Source organism: Pseudomonas sp. GW821-FHT03E01 (genome assembly GCF_059420765.1).
On the sequence record NZ_JBWKUI010000014.1, the window covers coordinates 57361 to 78780 of the forward strand.

General features: G+C 60.1%; 21 protein-coding genes. 12 read left to right on the top strand and 9 right to left on the bottom strand.

Going from position 1 to position 21420, the window contains the following annotated elements; genetic code table 11:
• The first annotated feature begins 53 nt into the window (after window positions 1-53).
• Window positions 54-1016: a LysR family transcriptional regulator gene (locus AC07VO_RS22795; protein ID WP_086945219.1), complete on the top strand. Its 963-nt coding sequence runs from the start codon at window positions 54-56 to the stop codon at window positions 1014-1016.
• Here the strand turns inward: AC07VO_RS22795 and AC07VO_RS22800 are convergent.
• From AC07VO_RS22800 to AC07VO_RS22810, 3 genes are all read right to left on the bottom strand, one after another.
• Complete coding sequence (locus tag AC07VO_RS22800; protein WP_086945220.1) at window positions 958-1170, bottom strand: PA3496 family putative envelope integrity protein; 213 nt, start codon at window positions 1168-1170, stop codon at window positions 958-960. The genes AC07VO_RS22795 and AC07VO_RS22800 overlap by 59 nt on opposite strands.
• A gap of 215 nt (window positions 1171-1385) precedes the next feature.
• Window positions 1386-2252 (bottom strand): transcriptional regulator HexR, encoded by an 867-nt coding sequence (gene hexR / locus AC07VO_RS22805; RefSeq protein WP_017850032.1) that lies wholly within the window; start codon window positions 2250-2252, stop codon window positions 1386-1388.
• Between the two features lie 135 nt (window positions 2253-2387).
• Window positions 2388-5261: an EAL domain-containing protein gene (locus AC07VO_RS22810; RefSeq protein WP_086945221.1), complete on the bottom strand. Its 2874-nt coding sequence runs from the start codon at window positions 5259-5261 to the stop codon at window positions 2388-2390.
• 259 nt (window positions 5262-5520) lie between these two features.
• Between AC07VO_RS22810 and uvrD the strand changes: the two genes are divergently transcribed.
• The 4 genes from uvrD to AC07VO_RS22830 all read left to right on the top strand — a co-directional run bounded on the left by uvrD (window position 5521) and on the right by AC07VO_RS22830 (window position 9824).
• Window positions 5521-7704, top strand: coding sequence for a DNA helicase II (gene uvrD, locus AC07VO_RS22815; RefSeq protein ID WP_007934438.1), 2184 nt, complete (start codon window positions 5521-5523; stop codon window positions 7702-7704).
• Window positions 7705-7792: 88 nt separating this feature from the next.
• Window positions 7793-8233, top strand: a complete 441-nt coding sequence (locus tag AC07VO_RS22820) for an EamA family transporter (RefSeq protein ID WP_007934436.1) — start codon at window positions 7793-7795, stop codon at window positions 8231-8233.
• 179 nt (window positions 8234-8412) lie between these two features.
• Entirely contained in the window at window positions 8413-9282 is an 870-nt protein-coding gene (locus AC07VO_RS22825; RefSeq protein ID WP_086945222.1) for a Tim44 domain-containing protein, read from the top strand.
• Between the two features lie 134 nt (window positions 9283-9416).
• Window positions 9417-9824: an SMI1/KNR4 family protein gene (locus tag AC07VO_RS22830; protein ID WP_007934432.1), complete on the top strand. Its 408-nt coding sequence runs from the start codon at window positions 9417-9419 to the stop codon at window positions 9822-9824.
• Window positions 9825-9989: 165 nt separating this feature from the next.
• Here AC07VO_RS22830 and AC07VO_RS22835 read toward each other — a convergent pair whose 3' ends face one another.
• Window positions 9990-11753 carry a cation:proton antiporter gene (locus tag AC07VO_RS22835; protein ID WP_086945223.1) on the bottom strand — a complete coding sequence of 588 codons (1764 nt, stop codon included), beginning with the start codon at window positions 11751-11753 and terminating at the stop codon, window positions 9990-9992.
• 203 nt (window positions 11754-11956) lie between these two features.
• Here AC07VO_RS22835 and AC07VO_RS22840 point away from each other — a divergent pair, with 203 nt between their 5' ends.
• Entirely contained in the window at window positions 11957-12439 is a 483-nt protein-coding gene (locus tag AC07VO_RS22840; protein WP_007934430.1) for an acyl-CoA thioesterase, read from the top strand.
• A gap of 80 nt (window positions 12440-12519) precedes the next feature.
• Here the strand turns inward: AC07VO_RS22840 and pdxY are convergent, their stop codons facing one another.
• A complete protein-coding gene (gene pdxY, locus AC07VO_RS22845; protein WP_018927365.1) occupies window positions 12520-13392 on the bottom strand; it encodes a pyridoxal kinase PdxY in 873 nt (290 codons plus the stop codon).
• Between the two features lie 120 nt (window positions 13393-13512).
• Here pdxY and AC07VO_RS22850 point away from each other — a divergent pair, with 120 nt between their 5' ends.
• Complete coding sequence (locus AC07VO_RS22850; protein ID WP_064621161.1) at window positions 13513-13926, top strand: DUF3301 domain-containing protein; 414 nt, start codon at window positions 13513-13515, stop codon at window positions 13924-13926.
• Window positions 13927-13961: 35 nt separating this feature from the next.
• Here the strand turns inward: AC07VO_RS22850 and AC07VO_RS22855 are convergent, their stop codons facing one another.
• Window positions 13962-14927, bottom strand: coding sequence for a CobW family GTP-binding protein (locus tag AC07VO_RS22855; protein ID WP_086945224.1), 966 nt, complete (start codon window positions 14925-14927; stop codon window positions 13962-13964).
• 27 nt (window positions 14928-14954) lie between these two features.
• Here AC07VO_RS22855 and AC07VO_RS22860 point away from each other — a divergent pair, with 27 nt between their 5' ends.
• Complete coding sequence (locus AC07VO_RS22860; protein ID WP_111453092.1) at window positions 14955-15311, top strand: NADH:ubiquinone oxidoreductase; 357 nt, start codon at window positions 14955-14957, stop codon at window positions 15309-15311.
• Window positions 15312-15315: 4 nt separating this feature from the next.
• Here the strand turns inward: AC07VO_RS22860 and AC07VO_RS22865 are convergent, their stop codons facing one another.
• Together AC07VO_RS22865 and zigA are read right to left on the bottom strand one after the other, a co-directional pair.
• Window positions 15316-15966 (bottom strand): DUF1826 domain-containing protein, encoded by a 651-nt coding sequence (locus AC07VO_RS22865; RefSeq protein ID WP_086945226.1) that lies wholly within the window; start codon window positions 15964-15966, stop codon window positions 15316-15318.
• Window positions 15966-17174 (bottom strand): zinc metallochaperone GTPase ZigA, encoded by a 1209-nt coding sequence (zigA, locus tag AC07VO_RS22870; protein ID WP_086945227.1) that lies wholly within the window; start codon window positions 17172-17174, stop codon window positions 15966-15968. Before zigA ends, AC07VO_RS22865 begins: the two co-directional genes overlap by 1 nt.
• A gap of 143 nt (window positions 17175-17317) precedes the next feature.
• On the opposite strand from zigA, the gene AC07VO_RS22875 reads away from it, so the two are divergent.
• Window positions 17318-17695, top strand: coding sequence for a glutamine synthetase (locus AC07VO_RS22875; RefSeq protein ID WP_086945228.1), 378 nt, complete (start codon window positions 17318-17320; stop codon window positions 17693-17695).
• Here AC07VO_RS22875 and AC07VO_RS22880 read toward each other — a convergent pair.
• Window positions 17692-18900, bottom strand: a complete 1209-nt coding sequence (locus tag AC07VO_RS22880) for an N-acetylmuramoyl-L-alanine amidase (protein WP_086945229.1) — start codon at window positions 18898-18900, stop codon at window positions 17692-17694. The two genes, AC07VO_RS22875 and AC07VO_RS22880, sit on opposite strands and share 4 nt — an antisense overlap.
• A gap of 86 nt (window positions 18901-18986) precedes the next feature.
• Here AC07VO_RS22880 and folE2 point away from each other — a divergent pair, with 86 nt between their 5' ends.
• From folE2 to AC07VO_RS22895, 3 genes are read left to right on the top strand one after another with little or no spacing between them, the layout of a single operon-like run.
• On the top strand, window positions 18987-19883 hold the full coding sequence (gene folE2 / locus AC07VO_RS22885) for a GTP cyclohydrolase FolE2 (protein ID WP_086945230.1): 897 nt from the start codon (window positions 18987-18989) through the stop codon (window positions 19881-19883).
• Complete coding sequence (locus AC07VO_RS22890) at window positions 19880-20548, top strand: metal ABC transporter ATP-binding protein (protein WP_086945231.1); 669 nt, start codon at window positions 19880-19882, stop codon at window positions 20546-20548. The genes folE2 and AC07VO_RS22890 overlap by 4 nt, the downstream gene beginning before the upstream one ends.
• On the top strand, window positions 20548-21414 hold the full coding sequence (locus tag AC07VO_RS22895) for a metal ABC transporter permease (RefSeq protein WP_086945232.1): 867 nt from the start codon (window positions 20548-20550) through the stop codon (window positions 21412-21414). The genes AC07VO_RS22890 and AC07VO_RS22895 overlap by 1 nt, the downstream gene beginning before the upstream one ends.
• Window positions 21415-21420 lie beyond the last annotated feature (6 nt).

Here is a 21420-nt window from a genome sequence, read left to right on the forward strand (position 1 = left end):
ATAAGCAAAGACTTATAGTTGAGTCATCGACCTTCGCTCAGGATTTATAGAAAATGCGTAAGTCATTGATGCGTATGACATTGCGTCAATTGCAGATCTTCAATGAGGTGTGCGATTTAAGGTCCTACAGCCGCGCTGCCGACGAAATGTCTCTCACACAACCTGCCGTGAGCCTACAGATTCGTCAACTTGAAGAGCTGATCGGTCAGCCCTTGTTCGATTATGTCGGCAAAAAACTCTACATGACCGAGGCGGCCGAAGCGCTGCAGCGCGCCAGCCGGGACATTTTCGGGCGCCTGGAAAACCTCGATATGCAGCTGTCGGACATGCAAGGCTCATTGCAAGGTCAGCTGAAACTGGCGGTGGAGTCCAGCGCCAAGTATTTCGTGCCGCATCTGTTTGCCGCGTTCAAGCGCCAGCACCCGGAAGTGAACCTGCACCTGACGGTGGTCAACCGTGGCCAGGTCATCCGGCGCCTGTCGGATAACCGCGATGATCTGGTGATCATGTCGATGGTCCCCCAGGACATGGGGCTGGAATTCCTGCCGTTCCTCAACAACCCGATTGTAGCCGTGGCGCCACCGGATCATCCGCTGTGCCACATGGGTCCATTGCGCTTGCAGGATCTGGAACCCTACACGCTGCTGCTGCGCGAACCCGGTTCCGGCACGCGACTGGCCTGCGAGGAGTATTTCAAAGAGAAGCGCGTGCACTTCACCCAGACCCAGGAGGTCGCCTCGGCGGAAGCTCAGCGTGAATGCGTGCTGGCGGGTCTGGGCCTGGCGCTGCTGACGCGCCACGCCCTGAACCTTGAGTTGGCGACCGGTGGCCTGATCGAGCTGCCGGTCGAAGAGCTGCCGCTGCTGCGTAGCTGGTGCCTGGTGCAGGCCAAGGCCAAACGGCTATCGCCGGTGGCCCACGCATTCCTTGCGTTTATCCGCAGCGAACGAGCGCAAATCAGCGCACTGGTTGAGCGTTTCGACGGGAAGTTATCGGTGCTGCCTGCCAGTAGTTGAGTTCGAGGTCGTCGGGAAATTCGCCGATTTCGGCCAGAAGCTGGCGGCGCTCGCAGCGATCTTCGATGGCGCGGCGAAATTCCATGCGGCGCTGGTCTTCTTGCTGACGACGGGTTTTGACGGCGCTGTTGCGTTCTTCGTAGGGCTGGGCCATTTCGAGTCTCCCAAGGCGAGTACGGGAGTTTCAAGATAGGCGCGAGGGATGACGGTTTGGCGGCGGGAGGGTTACAGAACGATGAAACTCACTGGCTGACCGCGAACCTGTGGCGAGGGAGCTTGCTCCCGCTGGGTCGCAAAGCAGCCCTAAGATTTTGCGTCTGCTGCGCAGCCGAGCGGGAGCAAGCTCCCTCGCCACAATTGCAGCCAGAATCAATCGTCCAGCGCTTTTACTGACTTTGGCGACAACCGCAAGCTGCGAAGGCTGCGCTTGACGCTTTTCAAGTGATTGACCAGGCTCGGCCCACGGGCCATGGCCACGCCCATCGCCAACACATCGATCACTACCAGGTGGGCGATGCGCGACGTCAGCGGCGTGTAGATTTCAGTGTCTTCGTGCACGTCGATCGCCAGGTTAACGGTCGACAACTCGGCCAACGGTGTCTGGCTCGGGCACAGGGTGATCAGCGTGGCGCCGCTTTCGCGCACCAGGTTGGCGGTGATCAACAGGTCCTTTGAGCGACCGGACTGGGAAATGCAGATCGCCACGTCGGTCGGCTTCAAGGTCACCGCCGACATCGCCTGCATGTGCGGGTCGGAATACGCCGCCGCAGTCAGCAACAAACGGAAGAACTTGTGCTGGGCATCCGCCGCCACCGCACCCGACGCACCGAAGCCGTAGAACTCGACACGCTGGGCCTGGGACATCGCGGTCACGGCCTTCTGCAACGCTACCGGGTCAAGTTTCTCGCGAACTTCCATCAGGGTGTGCAGGGTGGTGTCGAAGATTTTCAGGCTGTAGTCGGCAACCGAATCGTCTTCATGGATCGCGAATTGCCCGAAGCTCGCGCCGGCCGCCAGGCTCTGGGCCAGCTTCAGTTTCAAATCCTGGAACCCGGAGCAACCGATGGCGCGGCAAAACCGCACGATGGTCGGCTCGCTGATGCCTACGCTGTGGGCCAGGTCGGCCATGGAACTGTGCATCACCGCCGCAGGATCAAGCAGCACGTGGTCGGCGACCTTGAGCTCCGACTTGCGTAACAGGTGGCGTGACTGGGCGATGTGTTGCAGCAGATTCAAGGGGCTGGACTCTTTGTCATTGGCAGGTGCCGGGGATGTAGCACGCTTGTAGTTATACTACATGAATCGGCTTTTTGCCTGCTCAATGCGTAACTCAATGTCCCCATATCACGCGACATATGCTCCATGTAGCACCTACGAGGTTTTTTCGTCCGCGCGCAACAGCTCAGCCAGGTCTGCAGCCTCAACCGGACGGCTGATCCAATAACCCTGCACTTCATCGCAATGCTCGACCTTCAGAAACTCCAGCTGCTCCGGCCGTTCGACGCCTTCGGCCACCACTTTCAACGACAGGCCGTGGGCCATGGCAATGATCGCCCGGGTAATCGCCGCATCCTCGCTGCTCTCTCCCAGCCCACGGATAAATGCCTGATCGATCTTCACGTAATCCACAGGAATACGTTTGAGGTAGCTCAGAGACGAATACCCGGTACCAAAATCGTCGATCGCCAGCTTCACCCCCAGATCGCGCAATTGCTGGAAGGTCGCGATGATGTGCTCGACGCTGTCCAGCAACTGGCTTTCGGTAAGTTCCAGCTCCAGATAGTGCGGCGCCAGACCGGTTTCCTCCAGCACCTGGCGCACCAGGCTGACCAGTTTCCCCTGACGCAGCTGATGCACCGACAGATTGACCGACACCCGAATCGGCTCAAGCCCCTGACGTTGCCATTCGCAGGCTTGCCAGCAGGCCTGACGCAATACGAACTCGCCGATAGCGTTGATCAGGCCGGTTTCCTCGGCCAGACCGATGAAATCCCCCGGCGGTACCTGGCCAAGGGTCGGGTGATTCCAGCGCACCAGCGCTTCGGCGGCATTCAACCGGCCGGTGGCTAGGCAGAGTTTCGGTTGATAAAACACCTTCAACTGCTTTTCTTCGATGGCTTTGCGCAATTGGTTCTCAAGCTGCAAACGCTCGAGCGTGCTGGCCTGCAAGCTGTCGGTGTAGAACTGGAAGTTGTTGCCGCCCAAGTGTTTGGCATGCTGCATGGCCATGTTCGACTGGCTGACCAGCGCGGAAATCTCCCGTGCGGTGTCCGGCAACAGGCTGATGCCCATGGACGCGCTCATCACCAGTTCATGCCCCTCGACAGTGATCGGCAAACGCAGCTTGGTCGACAATCGGGTCGCCACGCGCGCCAGGCTCGACAGGTTGCCGTAGGCGTCGAACAGCACCGCAAATTCATCGCCGGACAACCGGGCGATGGTGTCCGCTTCCGGCAACGCATTGACCAACCGCCGGGCCATTTTCTGTAACAGCTGATCGGCGATTTCGTGGCCGAGGCTGTCGTTGAGCAACTTGAAGCGATCCAGATTGATGTGCAGCAGCGCCAGGCTGCGCCGACCGCCCTGACGCACCCGCTGATGAGCCTCGCTTAGTCGTTCACGGAATAACGAACGGTTGGCCAGCCCCGTGAGCTCGTCGTAGTGGGTGAGGTAGCGCATGCGCTCTTCGGATTCACGCCGAGCGGACAGATCAGCGAAGAAGCCGACGATATGACTGACATTTCCCCGCAAATCGCGTACGGCATTCAGCTGCAGCCACTGCGGATACAACTCGCCATTCTTGCGGGTCTCGACCAACTCGCCCTGCCAACTACCGTGCTGCTCCAGCGCCTGACGAATCGCCGCGTAATGCCGACGGGCGTCGCGGCTGCAAGGCAAATCGACCACGTTGCGCCCGAGCATGTCGTCGATTTCATAGCCAGTTACCCGACTGAAAGCCTGATTGACCGCGATCAGTGCGTAATTCGGGTCGAAAATCACGATGCCTTCGCTGGCCGCCTCGAACACCGTCGCCGCCAGCTGGCGCTGTTCTTCCAGGTGCTTGCTGGCGCTGATATCGCGACGGGTGCCGACCATGCGGATCACCCGGCCGTTTTCACTACGCTCGACCGCTCGACCACGGTCCTCGATCCAGACCCAATGGCCATCGCCATGCCGAACGCGGTACTCGATCTGATAATCCTCGGTGCGGCCCTTCAAATGCTCGACCAGCGCCCGCTTCAGCGCTGGCAAGTCGTCGGGGTGCAGCCTCGGCTTGAGGTGGCGGAGCATTGCCGTCACGTATTCCGGCTCCAGCCCGAACAACTCCTGGAGCTGAGTGTGATGAACTTCGTCGGTCTGCAAGTTCCAGTCCCACAAACCGAGTTCGCTCGCCTTCAACGCCAGCGCCAGCCGTGCTTCGCTCTTGCTCAAAGCCTGGTTGGCCGCATCCAGTTCCAGACTGCGTTGGGCAACCCGGTTTTCAAGGTCGACCTGGGTTTCGCGCAATTCTTCTTCGGCGCGACGACGCTGGTCGATTTCCTTGGCCAGCTCGTGATTGAGTTGCTCGCTGCGACTTTGCGCTTGCTGCAAGTGTTCGATCAGCGCCTGATTTTGAAAACGCCGCAACAAACCCTGATCGATCAACCGATTGACCTGCCAGGCGACCACGCTCAACGAGCCCAGAAGAATCAGCCCGAACCAGCCCCAGCCCTGCTCCTGTTCATCGCCGCCCCAGAACAGATAGCCGATGGCGGGCAACAGACAGGGCAAGGTAAAGGATAGAAATGCTGGCAGGCTGACCGCATAAGCGACGCTGGCCGAAAGGGCTGCGGCGCCGATCAGACCGAATACCCAGGCTTGCTGGATGAAATTGTCAGCGGGCACCAGCGCGATGCCGGCACCGGCCAGGGTCAGGCCGGTCATCGCCGAACCGAGCAGAAACATGCGACGCCAGATCGGATGGGCCTGACGGTTGGGAATCGCCGAATCGAAGGCCGCGACCTGAATCACCCGCAACGCCACCAGCGACAATAACCAGACCAGCCAGACACTGACCACGAAGTAGCGTTGCGGGCTCCAGAGCAACCCGGCGCAGACCAGACCGTTGATCAACATGAAAAGCGTCGGCAAGAGCGAGCCCTGGTACAGCAGACGCGTGCGTTCGACCGCCATCTCCATGGCGTACTGTTTGCGGATAGCCCGAGGCTCCACGGAGGGGCCCGACAGGTCGGAGCTGAGGGTCATAGGCGATGTTCTTGTTCTTATAGTTGAGCATGCGAGCCCGAATTGTGGACGGAGCATACACAAGCAAATGCCCGGACCAAACTGCCTCAGGTCATAAAATAGACAAAAGTTTTAGTCGCCCGCATCCGGGGTAAAAGCCGCCAGGCGAGCCCCGCCCCTGCTCGCAGCCAGTGACCGACCGGTCGTCATCGGTGCTTCTTTCATCGGCTAATGCAAAGCTCGGTTTGCCCGGTGTGACGTCGCACCCTAGAATGCCCCGATGCGCGATGATCTCTCCCTTCTGCTGAACTCCCTCAACGATGCCCAACGCCAGGCCGTAGCTGCCTCCGTGGGTCGTCAGTTGGTCCTGGCCGGTGCTGGCTCCGGTAAAACCCGAGTGCTGGTGCACCGTATCGCCTGGTTGATCCAGGTCGAAAACGCCTCGCCCCACTCCATTCTGTCGGTGACCTTCACCAACAAGGCCGCTGCCGAGATGCGTCATCGCATCGAGCAGCTGATGGGTATCAACCCGGCCGGCATGTGGGTCGGCACCTTCCACGGCCTGGCACACCGCTTATTGCGGGCGCACTGGCAAGAGGCGGGCCTGAGCCAGACCTTCCAGATTCTCGACAGCGACGACCAGCAACGGCTGGTCAAGCGGGTGATCCGTGAGCTGGGCCTGGACGAGCAACGCTGGCCGGCCCGGCAGGCCCAGTGGTTCATCAACGGGCAGAAAGACGAAGGTCTGCGTCCACAACATATTCAAGCCAGCGGCGATCTGTTCCTGGCGACCATGCGCAGCATTTATGAAGCCTACGAGGCTGCGTGCCTGCGCGCCGGCGTCATCGACTTCTCCGAACTGCTGCTGCGCGCCCTCGATCTGTGGCGCGACCACCCGGGCCTGCTCGCCCATTACCAGAAGCGCTTCCGGCACATTCTGGTGGACGAGTTCCAGGACACCAACGCCGTGCAGTACGCCTGGCTGCGTCTGCTGGCCAAGGGTGGCGACAGCCTGATGGTGGTCGGCGACGACGATCAGTCGATCTATGGCTGGCGCGGCGCGAAAATCGAGAACATCTATCAGTATTCCGACGACTTCCCGGATGCCGAGATCATTCGTCTGGAGCAGAACTACCGCTCCACCGCCGGGATCCTCAAGGCCGCCAACGCCCTGATCGCCAACAACACCGGGCGCATGGGCAAGGAGCTGTGGACCGATGGTGGCGAAGGCGAAGCGATCAATCTGTACGCCGCGTTCAACGAACACGATGAAGCACGCTACGTGGTTGAAACCATTGAAAGCGCGCTGAAAACCGGCTTGGCTCGCAGTGATATCGCGATTCTGTACCGCTCCAACGCCCAATCGCGCGTTTTGGAAGAAGCCTTGCTGCGCGAGCGCATCCCGTACCGCATTTATGGTGGTCAGCGCTTCTTCGAACGGGCAGAAATCAAGAACGCCATGGCTTACCTGCGTTTGTTGGAAGGCCGTGGCAACGATGCGGCCCTGGAGCGGGTGATCAACGTTCCGGCCCGTGGCATCGGCGAAAAAACCGTCGAAGCGATTCGCGATCATGCGCGCCACAGCGACGTGTCGATGTGGGAAGCCATGCGTCAGCTGGTGGCCAACAAGGGCCTGACCGGGCGCGCTGCCGGTGCACTTGGGGCGTTTATGGAGCTGATCGAGAACCTCGCCGCCAAGTGCATGGAAATGCCACTGCACCTGATGACCCAGACCGTCATCGAGCAGTCGGGGCTGATCGCCTACCACCAGGCGGAAAAAGGCGAGAAAGGCCAGGCCCGGGTAGAAAACCTTGAGGAACTGGTCAGCGCCGCGCGCAACTTCGAAAACCCGGAAGAGGACGAAGAGCAATCGCCACTGGCGGCATTCCTCGGCCACGCCTCGCTGGAGGCCGGGGACACCCAGGCCGACGAGCACGAAGACAGCATTCAGTTGATGACCCTGCACAGCGCCAAGGGCCTGGAATTCCCTTACGTGTTCCTGGTGGGCATGGAAGAAGGCCTGTTTCCGCACAAAATGAGCCTGGAAGAACCCGGTCGCCTTGAAGAAGAGCGTCGTCTGGCCTATGTCGGTATCACCCGGGCGATGCAGAACCTGGTGCTGACTTATGCTGAAACCCGACGCTTGTACGGCAGCGAGACCTACAACAAGGTGTCGCGTTTCGTACGTGAAGTGCCGAAAGGCCTGATCCAGGAAGTGCGACTGTCCAACAGCGTCAGCCGTCCGTTCGGCGGAGGCCAGCAGCAGAGTTCCAGCAGCCTGTTCGGCGGCAGCGAGATCCCGGACACCGGGTTCAGCCTCGGCCAGACTGTGCGGCATTCGGTGTTCGGCGACGGTGTGATCCTGAATTTCGAAGGCGCCGGTGCTCAGGCGCGGGTGCAGGTGAACTTCAGCGAAGGCAGCAAGTGGCTGATGCTCGGTTACGCCAAGCTGGAAGCGATCTAAAACCTGCCAGTGATTTACTGTGGGGGCGAGCCTGCTCGCTCCCACAAGGTTCTGTGTTTCAGATTGATCTTATGAAAGGCGCGAAAACATGGGCTCGGGTTTCTTTTCTTCCTGGACATTCTGGGCCCTGATGTCGGCGGCGTTTGCCGCCATGACCGCGATTTTCGCCAAAATCGGCATCGAAAACGTTAACTCGGACTTCGCCACGCTGCTGCGCACGGTGGTGGTTTTGGTCAGCCTGGCCTTGATTTTGTACGCCACGGGCCAATATCAGTCATTAGGATCGATCTCGGCCAGGAGCTACCTGTTCCTGCTGCTGTCGGGACTGGCCACCGGTGCCTCGTGGATCTGCTACTTCCGCGCGCTGAAACTGGGGCCGGCCTCGTTGGTCGCTCCGGTGGACAAGCTCAGCGTGGTGCTGGTGGCGGTGCTCGGCGTAATCCTGCTGGGCGAAAAACTCGACCTGCGCCAATGGGGCGGAATCGGCCTGATTACGGCCGGTGTCGTCATGCTGGCGCTGCGGCGCTAGGCATCCTTCCTACAGAAGCTGTCCACTCGTCCTACAGACTAACGCTAACAGGCCTTATTGCGCTGACTGAAGCTGAACACAACCTGTCAGGCAAAAGCCCGAAACACTCTGCCGCTAGCCAGTAACACTTCAGCTGTGCAACATGGCGCGCGTGCCATCCACAAATGGGAATTCCCTTTATGAAACGTTTTCTTAGCATCGCCATGGCGTTGTGCATCGGCCTGACGATGAGCCTGGACGCCAACGCCAAGCGCTTTGGTGGCGGCAAGAGTGTCGGCGCTGCGCCGACTCACCAGACCAGCCAAATGGCTCCTTCTTCTCCTGGCGTGGGCGGTGCAGCCGCCACTGCCGGCGCGGCCGGTGCCGCTGGCGCTGCCGCCAAGGCCGGCGGTGCTTCGCGTTGGCTCGGCCCTCTGGCCGGTATCGCGGCCGGTGGCCTGCTGGCTTCCATGTTCATGGGCGGCGGCTTCCAGGGTATGCAGTTCTTCGACATCCTGATCATGGCGGTCATCGCCTTCCTGGTCTTCCGCTTCATTGCCGCTCGTCGTCGCAAACAGCAGGAGCATATGGCTCCGGCCGGCGCGCCGATGCAACGTGAAGTGTTCGAGCAGAAGCCAGCCATGGGTTCGATCTTCGGCGGTTCGGCCGCACCTGTTGCCCGTCCAGTGATCAATGCTCCGGCCTGGTTCAACGAACAGCGCTTCGTTGAAGCCGCGCGCAACCATTTCCAGTCCCTGCAACAGCACTGGGACGCCAACGAAATGGACAAGATCGCCGAGTTCGTGACCCCGCAACTGCTGGAGTTCCTCAAGCGCGAACGTGCCGACCTGGGCGACGGCTTCCAGTCGACCTACATCGACAACCTCCAGGTACAACTGGACGGCGTTGATGACCGTGCGGACAAGACCATCGCCACCCTGACCTTCAGCGGCGTGTCGAAGACCTCGCGTTTCGACCAGGGCGAAGTGTTCAGCGAAAGCTGGAACATGGAACGTCCACAGGGCGAAAACCAGCCTTGGCTGGTCGCAGGTATCCGCCAGAACGGCTGATAACTCCGCGTTTCGCATGCTGTAATGAAAACCCCGGCTCTGCCGGGGTTTTCTATTTCACGGTTGCATCTATAGCGAGCTACTGTATAAACCGCCCAAACTAAACCGCGCCATCAAGCAAGAGGATCCCGGACGTGGAAGAAATCATCGAACAACTGCGTGAAGCCAACGAACCGGTACCGGTCCCCTTGGAGTTGCCCGACGAAGATCTGCTGGTAGAAATCGAAGAACAACTGTTCATCGACATTCCCTTCGTATTCAGAGAATTTCTGCTGACCGTCAGCGATGTAGTCTACGGCAGCCTGGAGCCGGTGACCGTCACCGACCCGCAATCCCACACCTACCTGCCGGACGTTGCCGCCAACGCCTGGGACGCTGGTGTTGATCGCAGCCTGATCCCGATCTGCCAGGACGGTGACAACTACTACTGCGTCGAAGAAGACGGCACCGTGGTGTTGTGGCTGGCCGAAGAAGAGTTACTCGCCGAAGAAACCTGGGAATCGGTCTGGCACTGGGCACGGGACGTCTGGCTGGAAAGCTGATGTACCCCTGCACGATTTTTTGTAGCAGCTGGCGCAGCCTGCGTTCGGCTGCGAAGCAGTCGTAAACCCTGACACTCGGTTAACCTGAATCACCTCGTAGCCTGATTGGCGACTGCTGCGCAGTCGAACGCAGCCTTCGGCAGCTGCTACAGGGACTCGTCACGCTCAATGCTCGGACGAATCCTTGTGGTTATCCAGGGTTTCCAGCAAGGCCACCTGCATCCGCGTATGCACGCGGATGAACCAGCGCCAGAGCAGCGCCGCTATCCCAGCCGCGACCACGACAATCAGCACCAGCAACTTGTTGGTCGGCAGAATACTGGCCGACAAGGCCGCCAGCAGCAGGAAAATCACCAGCAGCGAGAGGATCGGGATCACTTCGGCGATCACCCGACGCACTCGCTGCGTGTGGCGGCCGGCCATCTCCGACTTCACCCCCATTTCTGCCAGCAGCATCGACAGCGCCTTGAGCTTGCGATAGGCGGCGATCAGGAACGGCAGCGACAACAGCAACGCCCCACCCCAGATCAACGCTTTCTGCCAGCTCGGGTCGCTGATCCAGTCTTGCAGGTAAACGGACATGCGCTCGGCGAAGAAGGCGCCCGATAAAAAGATCGCAACCACCAGCGCCAGATTGACCCCCACCTGCAACAGAATCCGCCGAATCATCGACGCCAACAGCGCGCCCTCGCCCTGAGGCTGGATGCTGCGCAGCCATTCGCCATACATCCCCAGCACACGAGCCAGGCGCTGCGGCATCACGGCAGCAAGCTTGATCGACAGCGGATCGGCCGCGCGGATCAGATAGGGCGTCAACAGCGTGGTGATCACCGAGACGGCCACAGCCACCGGATAGAGAAAGCTGCTGGTGACCTGCAGCGTCATGCCCAGCGCGGCGATGATGAAAGAGAATTCGCCAATCTGTGAAAGCCCCATCCCCACGCGCAGTGAGGTGCGTCCGTCATTGCCGGCGATAAACGCGCCAAGGCCGCAGGACAGCATCTTGCCCAGCACTACCGCCACAGTGATCACCGCAATCGGCCAGGCGTATTGCAGCAGGATCATCGGGTCGAGCATCAGGCCGATGGCGACGAAGAAGATCGCACTGAACAGGTCGCGAACCGGCTCGATCAACTGCTCGATCTTCAGCAGCTGGCGCGATTCGGCCATGATCGCACCGATCAGGAACGCGCCGAGAACCATGCTGTATTCAAGCTTGACCACCAGCAGGCAGAAGCCGAAACACAGGCCCAGCACGGTAATCAGCAACATCTCGTTGCTTTCGAATTTCGCCACATAGGCCAGTAGTCGCGGCACCAGCAGAATACCGATGACCAGTGCGACAATCATGAACAGGGAAAGCTTGCCAACGGTGGAAAAGACTTCGCCGGAACTGACCGTGCCGCTGACGGCGATGCTCGACAGCAAGGCGATGATGCCGATACCGAGGATGTCCTCGACGATCAGTACGCCGAAGATCAACTGCGCAAAACGCTCGTTCTTCATCTTCAGGTCGTTGAGCGCCTTGACGATGATGGTGGTCGAGGAAATCGCCAGGATCGCGCCGAGGAACAGCGAATCCATGGTATTCCAGTCGAACCAGCGGCCGATTTCGTAGCCGATCCAGATCATCAGGACGATTTCCAGGAAAGCCGCGATAAACGCCGTGGCGCCGACCTTGAACAGCTTGCGCAGGCTGAACTCCAGCCCCAGGCAGAACATCAGGAAAATCACCCCGAGCTCGGCGAGGGTCTTGATGGTTTCTTCGTCGTGGATCAGGCCGAAGGGCGGCGTGTGCGGGCCGATAATGAAACCGGCGACGATGTAGCCGAGCACCACCGGTTGTTTGAGACGATGAAAGAGCACGGTCACCACACCCGCGATCAACATGATCACTGCCAGATCCTGAATGAAACTGATGGCATGCATGGTGTGTGGCTCCTTCGGGGGTGGGCTTTTGAAGGGTAACACCACGACTTCCGGCGCAAAGACGGTGCAATATATGGAAACAGATCGCTTCGGGCGTGACGGCGCCTCCCCGCCCGGCGTCCCGATAACTGTTGGTTTGAAAAACACCGACAAGCACCCACAGAGGTGCCCCCCAAACCCTGCCTTGAACCCGTGAGTACGTTATGGAACCCGGAAACGCCCAGCTGTCGATGACGGTATTGATGACCCCCGACATGGCCAACTTCTCTGGCAATGTCCACGGCGGCACCCTGCTCAAATACCTCGATGAAGTGGCCTACGCTTGCGCCAGCCGGTATGCCGGCCGTTACGTAGTGACCTTGTCGGTGGATCAGGTGATCTTCCGCGAGCCGATTCATGTCGGTGAGCTGGTGACCTTTCTGGCCTCGGTCAACTACACCGGTAATACCTCGATGGAAGTGGGCATCAAGGTCGTGACCGAGAACATTCGCGAGCGCTCGGTGCGCCACACCAACAGCTGCTTCTTCACCATGGTCGCGGTGGATGACCAGCGTAAACCGGCCTCCGTCCCGCCACTGCAACCGCAGAACAGCGAAGACAAGCGTCGGTACATGCAGGCCCAGCAGCGTCGGCAGATTCGTCAGGAACTGGAAAAGCGCTATCAGGAAATCAAGGGCGACGCTTAAAGCAAAAGATCGCAGCCTGGGCAGCGCCCACAGACGCGCAGGAGCTGCCGAAGGCTGCGATCTTTTCTACCGCCACACCGTTACAAACTGATCGCTACCGCCTCGAACCGCACCCGGGGATGGGCGATCCGGTCCTGCGCCCGCACCAGTTCCAGCTCATAGCTGGCACACGCCTGGGTTTCCAGCAGCACTTCATGCACCGCCGCCGCGGTGAATTCGAAGGCGCTCAGCAGACTGTCACCCAGCAGCACACGCGCCAGGAACAGCCCGGAAGTCAGATCGCCAACGCCCACCGGCTGACGCGGGAACGCCAGCAACGGCCGACGCAAGTGCCAGCTGCCTTCAGCGGTCACCAGCAACATCTCGAAGCCATCCGTCAGTTTGCCGGGATAGTCCAGATGCTTGACCAACACCGCCTTCGGACCGCGCGCCAGCAGCGCCCGCGCCATGGCCAGGCAATCGAACAGTGACTGCGCCTTGCGCCCCGAGAAGCTGTTCAGCTCCAGCTGATTCGGGCACATGAAGTCGGCTAACGCCGCCGCCTCTTCCAGCAGGAAATCGCTGACTTCGGCTGGAACACTGCAGCCCTTCTCCGGATGGCCCATCACCGGATCGCAGAGGTACAAGGCTTTGGGATTGATCGATTTGATTCGCTCCACTCCCGCCAGAATCGCCCGCCCCTGAGCCGCGCTGCCGAGGTAGCCGGACAACACGGCGTCGCAGTTGCCCAGTTCGCCAATCGCCGCGATGCCCTCCACCAACTCCGGAATCTGATGCGGGGCCAGCACTTCCCCGGCCCACTGGCCATATTGCGTGTGGTTGGAGAACTGCACGGTATTGAGCGGCCAGACGTTCACCCCGACCCGCTGCATCGGGAAAACCGCGGCGCTGTTGCCAGCGTGGCCGAACACCACATGGGACTGGATGGCGAGCAGATGGGGCGTACGTTTCATGCGGTGAGTTTTCCATAAACCGATTGAAATTCGAGCCGCGCAGTATGCGACTAAACGCAGCCTGTACGACAGACCAGAGACGCAGTTAAGCTGACACTATCTTGTTGGAGCACCCTGTTGATGCTGACCCTAGGAAATATCTTCGTGCTGATGCTGCTCGCCACCGGTGGCGCATGGCTGTGGCACAACCACGGCTTGCGCGAACGCGCACTGGAGCGGGTTCAGCAGCATTGCGCCAAGCTGCGGATCGAGCTGCTGGACGGCAACGTAGCCTTGAAGAAGATCGCTTTCATTAAAGACGCCAACGGCCGTCGGCGCCTGGCCCGTGTGTATAACTTCGAATTTACCGTGACCGGCGAAACCCGCCACAACGGCACCATCACTCAGTTCGGCGCCCATAGCGCACACATCGAGCTCGCGCCCTATCCAATGCCATTCGACGACACACCGCCGGTGGTCGAAGTCGCAAAACCCAGCGCCGAGGTGATTGAATTGAGCCAGTGGCGGCAAGAACACACCAAGTGGCGTCCCTGAAGATCAAAAGATCGCAGCCTGCGATTTTTTGATCTTCAAACCGACCGGCAATCGGCCAGATCTCTTTGCAGCGACTCAACATCCTGCACTTCACTGAAAATCAGCTCGATGCGCGAATCCCGTCGCCATTCGCTGGGTTGCCAATCCAGTAACGAGTTATTCAGCGCGTTGGCCGACACCCAACCTTCGACGCTGTGGATAACCAGCTTCGCCCGCAGCCATTCAAGGCTCTCAAGCCACTTTCCGACAAGCACGGCATCGAATGTCTGACTCGGATGCCAGCGCCAGCCGACGCTCCAGCCACCCTCTTGCGCCTGACTCAAGCAAATCGGCTGCGCAGGGTCAGTCCAGATGGCCGGCATCTGTGCCAGCCCCTTGGGCACGATGAAGTTATCCACACCCGCGACAGCCTGAGCCTTGAGGCCCGGTAACTCGCTCAGCGGCAAGACAGCTTGCTGCGTCCAGTACAAAGGACGCGACGGCAACTGTGCGACAACTCGCTGGCGATCACTGTCGTCGAGGCTTTCTGCCTTGTTCAGCAACAGCAACCCGGCACTGTCCAAGGCTTGCAGTTGCGCCGCTGGCAGCGGTTTTCCAGCCGCGAGCGCCTGGGCGTCCAGCACCAGCACGCAAGGCTGCACCACCAGGACGCCTTGCCACGGCGCCTCGCTCAATTGCCTGAGCAACTGCGCCGGATGCCCCAGCCCGGAGGGCTCGATGAACAGTCGATCCGGTCGTGCCTTGCGCAGCAGCCGCCCGAGGCCGACCTGAAACGGCGCACCATTGACGCAACACAAACACCCCCCGGCCACTTCCCCCAGTGCGATACCATCGACGTCCTGGGTCAGCAGCGCAGCATCCAGGCCGATCTGGCCGAACTCGTTGATCAGCACCGCCCAGCGCTCACCGGCCGGCCGCTGCGCCAGCAGGTGCTTGATCAGGCTGGTCTTGCCGGCACCCAGCGGGCCGGCGATAACGTGGGTGGGAATGTTCTGCAACATGGTCGAAGTTTTCTGAGGAGGTAAAGGATGCGGTTGATGGGATGGTCGTTGCTTCTGGCACTCACGTCGGGTGAAGCGCTGGCCCAGGCCTGCGTGGTACATAGTACGGCTGAGCGGCTGGACGTGAAGGTCTGCCAGCAGAACCGCAACATCCCGGAAAAACTGTTCACCGACGGCTTCTGCCAGCCGAATCTGGCCGGGCAGAAAGTCGAGGTGCAGTACGTCGACCAATGCCCCGCCGGCGCGTTCGGGGTATGCAGCAACGCTCAAGTCGCCAATATGCCTTACCGGCAGGATATTCACTATTACGGCGTGGCCACCGATGCGGCGTATCTGAAGCCGTTTTGCGAAGCCCAGAGCCAGGGAACCTGGCTCAAACCTTGAGCTGTCAGCCCAGCCAGTCGAGGGTCAGGATCAAACGACGCTCGCCCGGTGCCGGCTGCGGCGAACGGTGTATCAAGCCGAAACCTTCGTTGCCGTGCCACTTCTCTCCCTTGAGCAGCGCCACTTCGCCGCTGGAGATACGCTGGATCAGCGAATCATCCTGGGGTTCGGCGTCAGGCTCGCCTAATCGGCGGCGATCCATCGCCCCTTCTTTCAGCCACTGGCTGCCGATCCCGGCGTAGGTGGTGATCAACCGCACCGGCACATGATCGACATGGAAACGCGGGCACATGGCTTTGTCCAGAACCCGCAGGCGCAGGCCGATGCGTTGGGCACCCAACAGGCAGGCGAACGCGCTGACCAGCCAGGAAACGTCGGCGATAAAGCCTTCGTAACCTTCAAGATCGCTGAAGCCTGAGGCTAAACCGTGGAGATTGGGTTCAGTGTCTTCACTGGCCATTTCAAGAGAAAGCGACTCGGCCAGCGGCTGGTTCAGGGACAACAGCAAGCGACCGAAATCGGCTATATGCGCCGGCAGTTGGCGTTGCCAGAGGGCGAGGTTCACACCGTCGTCCAGAATCCCGGTCAGCACCTTTGGCGTTTCACCTTGAACCTGAGCAATGAGCGGTCGCCGCTTCAGACTGGGCGCCAGCATCAGGCAGCCGCCTCTTCGTGCCAGAGACCGAACGGATCGGGCAACAGCCGCCAACCCTCGACGCCCAGGGCCATTTCATCATCCGTCAGCAGGCAGTTATCAAGTTCGGCGGTGAGTTGTGCAAAGTCGATGTTCTGGCCGATAAACACCAGTTCCTGCCGGCAATCGCCGGTGGCGGCCGTCCAGTTTTCCATGATCCCGGCGGTACTTTCTTCATCCTGCGGCCACTGGCTTTTCGGCACGAAACGCCACCAGCGCCCGGCAAACCCGTGTCGCATCAAGCCACCGGCCTGGGACCAGCTACCGGCATCCATGTGTTTGCTGGCCAGCCAGAAAAAGCCCTTGGAACGCAGCAGTTTGCCGTTCACCCACGGGCGATCGATGAAGCTGAAAAAACGCTGCGGATGAAACGGTCGCCGCGCCCGATAAGCCGTGGAGGCAATACCGTACTCCTCGGTTTCCGGCACGTGTTCACCGCGCAATTCCTGTAACCATCCTGGTGCCTGAGCGGCCTTCTCGAAGTCGAAACGCCCAGTGTTGAGGATCTTCTTGAGTGGCACCTCGCCCATGACCATCGGAATGATCTCGGCCTGGGCATTGAGCCGTTCGAGGATCGCGATCAGCTCCTGGCGTTCGCGGCTGCTGATCAAATCGATCTTGCTGATCAGGATCACGTCGGCGAATTCGATCTGCTCGATCAACAGGTCAGTGATCGAGCGCTCGTCCTCCTCGCCCAGGGTTTCACCACGGGAAGCGAGGCTTTCGGCGGCTTGGTAGTCGAGCAGGAAGTTCATGCCGTCGACCACGGTGACCATGGTGTCGAGCCGCGCAATGTCGGCCAGGCTCTGCCCTTCTTCATCGCGAAAGGTGAAGGTTTCCGCCACGGGCAGCGGCTCGGAAATGCCGGTGGACTCGATCAGCAGATAATCGAAACGACCGTCCCTGGCGAGTTTGCTGACTTCTTCGAGCAGGTCTTCGCGCAACGTACAGCAAATGCAACCGTTGCTCATTTCCACGAGTTTTTCTTCGGCACGGTTCAGGCTGACATCGCGTTGAACTTCACTGCCATCGATGTTGATTTCGCTCATGTCGTTGACGATCACCGCGACCCGCAGATTATCGCGATTACGTAGTACGTAATTCAGCAGTGTACTTTTTCCGGCGCCGAGAAAGCCCGACAGGACGGTCACGGGAAGACGATTGGGCATCAGGTATTCCTCACAGGGATGCCCGGTCGCAATGTCGGGCTTAATTTATGTTATAGTATAACAACACAAACAAGCCACTCCCCCTCTTGCCCACAACGACAAAGGGCACGATGCTTTAACCCGTCCGCCCCTTGAGAAATGCCATGGGAAACGCTCTGAGATTCTCGCTGTTGAGCCTTTCGCTGCTGATTGCGGTCGAAGCCTGGGGACAGATCCCAAGCCTGGCCAAATGCACCCGTAGCGCCAATCTGCTGGCCTGCGTGGATGCCGACGGCAATGCCTACAGCGTTAACACCGTCGGTAGCACGATCTACTTGCGCGGCTTTGAAGTGGCCGGCAAACGCCATTGGGCGCAAACCAACAGCCGCTACGGGCAACTGACGTTCTTTACCGGCCTCGCATCCGATGGCGAAGCCTGGGTCGGTTACAACCGCCGGGTTGGCTGGACAACCATCAATCGGTTCTCCAGTTCCGGGGGCAGCAGCGCGAAGTTCACCTGCAGCCGGATGACCGGTTGCTAGGCCTGTGCCTTCTTCTGCTCCTGCTGCCAGGCGATGTAGCTGTTCATTGGGGGATTCTTCTGAAAGTAACGCTGCAAGCCGTCGAACAAGCCATCAGCCACCGCCTGCTGATGCCGCGCCGTCACCAGTCGCTGGCTGTCGCGGGCGTTCGAGATAAAGCCGGTTTCCACCAGAATCGATGGCACATCCGGCGATTTCAGCACGGCGAAACCCGCCTGTTCCACACGCTTCTGATGCAGCGTGGTAATGCCCGCCAGACTGCCGAGCACCGTGTTGCCCAACTGCAAACTGGCGGCGATGGTGGCGTTCATCGACATGTCGAGAATCACCCCGGCGAGCATCGGATCCTTGTCCTTGAGATTGAGCAGGCTGGTGGCGCCCAACAGGTCCGCGCCGTTCTCACGTTGCGCCATGAAGCGCGCCGTGGCCGAGGTCGCGCCGCCTTCGGACAGGCAGTACACCGACGCACCTGAAGCAGTGAGACGCGGCGCTGCGTCCGCATGGACCGAAATGAACATGTCGGCCTTGTGCTTGCGGGCGATCTCCACGCGCTTGCGCAGTGGGACGAAGAAGTCATCGTTACGCACCAGTTTCACGTCGAAGCCCTTTTCACGCTTCAGCCTCTTGGCCAACAGCTGGGCGATCGATAGCACCACGTCTTTCTCCCGCTCACCTTTGGCGCCGACCGCGCCCGGGTCTTTGCCGCCGTGACCAGGGTCGACCACCACAATGACGTCGCGCTTGGGATGAGCCTTGTCGATGATGGGCTCACGTTTTTCCGACGGCGCCGCCGCGATCTGTAGCGGAGCAATGGCCTTCAGATCGAGCACCAATCGGTGCCCCTGCCCATCCTGTGGTGGCAACAGGAAGCTGTTGAGCTGCACCGGACCGCTGAGGTCGAGGACGATCCGCGTATCGCCCTGACCGAAATGCCCGGAACGGATCGCGCGAATCACCGAGTTGTCGAGCGCCAGCTGACTGAAGTCGCCACTGAAGTTGGCGCCACTCAGATCGATGATCAGCCGCTCCGGAGCACTCAGGGAAAAAGTTTTGTACTGCACCGGCCCGCTCAGATCGAACACCAGTCGCAGCTTGTCGTCCGAACGCCACAGTCGTGCATTGCGAATTTGCGTGGCCGACACACCAAAAGGTAACGCAAAGGCCGCGCTGGCCAGAATCAGGTTGAGCAAGTGACGTCTGTGCATGATGAAAGCTCGTTCACGAAAAAGGCATCGTCGATTTGATTGTTATAATATAACATGCCAAATCAACTCCCACGATGGACCTGCTCATGAATGCGCTGACTCTGCCGGATATCGCCGCGCAGGCCTCACGCCAAGCCCTGCCACTCGATTGGGTGGGCATGTGCGGCATTGCTCTTCCTGTTTTATTCGATGGCCAGCGACTGAGTGCAAAAGCCGACGCTGGCGTTAGCCTCGACGATGGAGAGGCGCGTGGCATCCATATGTCGCGGCTGTACCTGGCGCTGGAAATGCTTGAGCAGGAAAACCTTTCACCCGCGTTGTTGCGGCGAGTCTTGCTGAGTTTTCTCGAGACTCATGAAGGACTTTCCCACAACGCTTACCTAAAAATTCACACCGAACTTCTGCTCAAAAGACCCGCGCTCGTCAGTCCGTTGGCCGGCTGGAAAACCTATCCGGTGAGCATCGAGGCGAGTCTGAAAAACGCGATGTTCCACGTGGAACTAAAAATCGACGTGCCTTATTCCTCAACTTGTCCGTGCTCAGCAGCCCTTTCGAGGCAGTTGATTCAGCAGCAATTCGTTGATGACTTTGCCAATCAACCATTGCAACACGCAGACGTTCTGGCTTGGCTCGGTTCCACGAAAGGCATTATCGCGACGCCGCATAGCCAACGCAGTAATGCGCAATTGCAGCTGCGTCTGCACGACTATCTGGATGACCTGCCGCTGATCGCTGCGATCAACGACGCGGAAGCGGCCCTCGGCACCGCTGTGCAAACCGCCGTGAAACGCGCCGACGAACAAGCTTTCGCCCTCGCCAACGGTCAGAACCTGATGTTCTGCGAAGACGCCGCGCGACGCTTGAACCTGGCATTGAAACGCTCCCCGGGCATCAACGCCTTTCACGTGCGAGTCGTCCACGCCGAAAGCCTTCACGCCCACGATGCCGTCGCCGAAAGTCGCTGGAACTGGGAGGCCGTATGATCCGATGCCAAGCCTTGCGCTGGGGCGCACCCGGTCAGCCGCTCACTCCAGCGGTTGATTTCGGATTACCCAAGGGGAGTCTGACCGCCGTCATCGGCGCCAACGGATCGGGAAAAAGCAGCCTGCTGAAAGTCATCGCCGGCCTGCAAAAGCCACTGGCCGGCAACATCGTCATTGATGTTCCACGCAAGGGCGGCCTTTCGTTCCTGCCTCAGCAACAACACCTGGACCGACAATTCCCCATCAGTCTGCAAGCGTTAGTGGCTGCCGGTTTCTGGGGCAACAAACAAGCGCCAGAGATACGCAGCCAGCGCCTCAAGTCTGCACTGGAAGACTGGTGCCTGACCGGTCTGGAGCACCGCCCGTTGATGGCCCTCTCCGGAGGTGAATTACAGCGTGCCCTACTCGCCCGATTGAGCCTCGCCGAAGCGCCCTTGCTGCTGCTCGACGAACCCCACGCCGCACTCGACGAACTCGGCCAGGCGCTGCTCTGGAAACACATCCACGCCTGGCATGCCGACGGCCGAACCCTGGTCGTGGTGTGTCACGACCTGGCCGCCGTGCGCCAACACATACCACAAGCACTACTGATCAAAAGTAGCGGTTGCGTCCTCGGTCCCAGTACCGAGCTGATTCGCCAACAACCTCAGACGCAGGTGGCTTGATGATCGCTGCTGCTTACCTTTGGCAACCGTTCCACGAATTCGTGTTCATGCGCCGAGCGCTGCTCGGTGGCCTTGTCCTGGCGTGCAGCACGGCACCGCTTGGGGTCTTTCTGATCCTGCGACGCATGAGCCTGATCGGCGACGCGGTGGCTCACGGTATCTTGCCCGGTGCCGCATTGGGCTTCTGGTTCGCCGGATTGAGCCTGCCCGCGCTGACCATCGGCGGCCTCGGTGCCGGCCTGAGCATGGCCGGATTAGCCGCCTGGATTACCCGTCGCACCGGTTTGCGGGAAGACGCGAGCCTGGCCGCGATCTACCCGATATCGCTGGCCAGCGGTGTGCTGATCCTTGGCATCGCCGGCAAGCGTCTGGACCTGTTGCACCTGTTGTTCGGCTCGGCGCTGGCGGTCGATGGCCCGACCTTGACCGGCATGCTCTGGGTCTCGGGCTTCAGCCTGATCGCCATGGCGCTCATCTACAAACCACTGTTGCTGGACACCCTCGACCCGCTCTTTCTGCAAACCGTCAGCCGCCTCGGGCCGCTGGCTCACGGAGTATTTCTGACGCTGGTGGTGCTGAATCTGGTGATCGGTTTCCAGGCTATCGGCGCGCTGATGGTGGTCGGCTTGATGATGCTGCCGGCCGCCGCTTCTCGCTTCTGGAGTCGTCGCTTGCCGGTGCTGATCATCATCGCCGCATTGCTCGGCAGCTTCTCGGTCTGGCTCGGATTGTTGCTGTCGTTCTACTACTCGCTGCCCAGCGGCCCGGCAATCGTGCTGGTGGCTGGCGGTGTGTATCTGCTGTCCGTGGTGTTCGGTCCGGTACACGGTTTGCTGCGCCGCCCGCCTTTGCTCACATCCCAATGAGGTGTA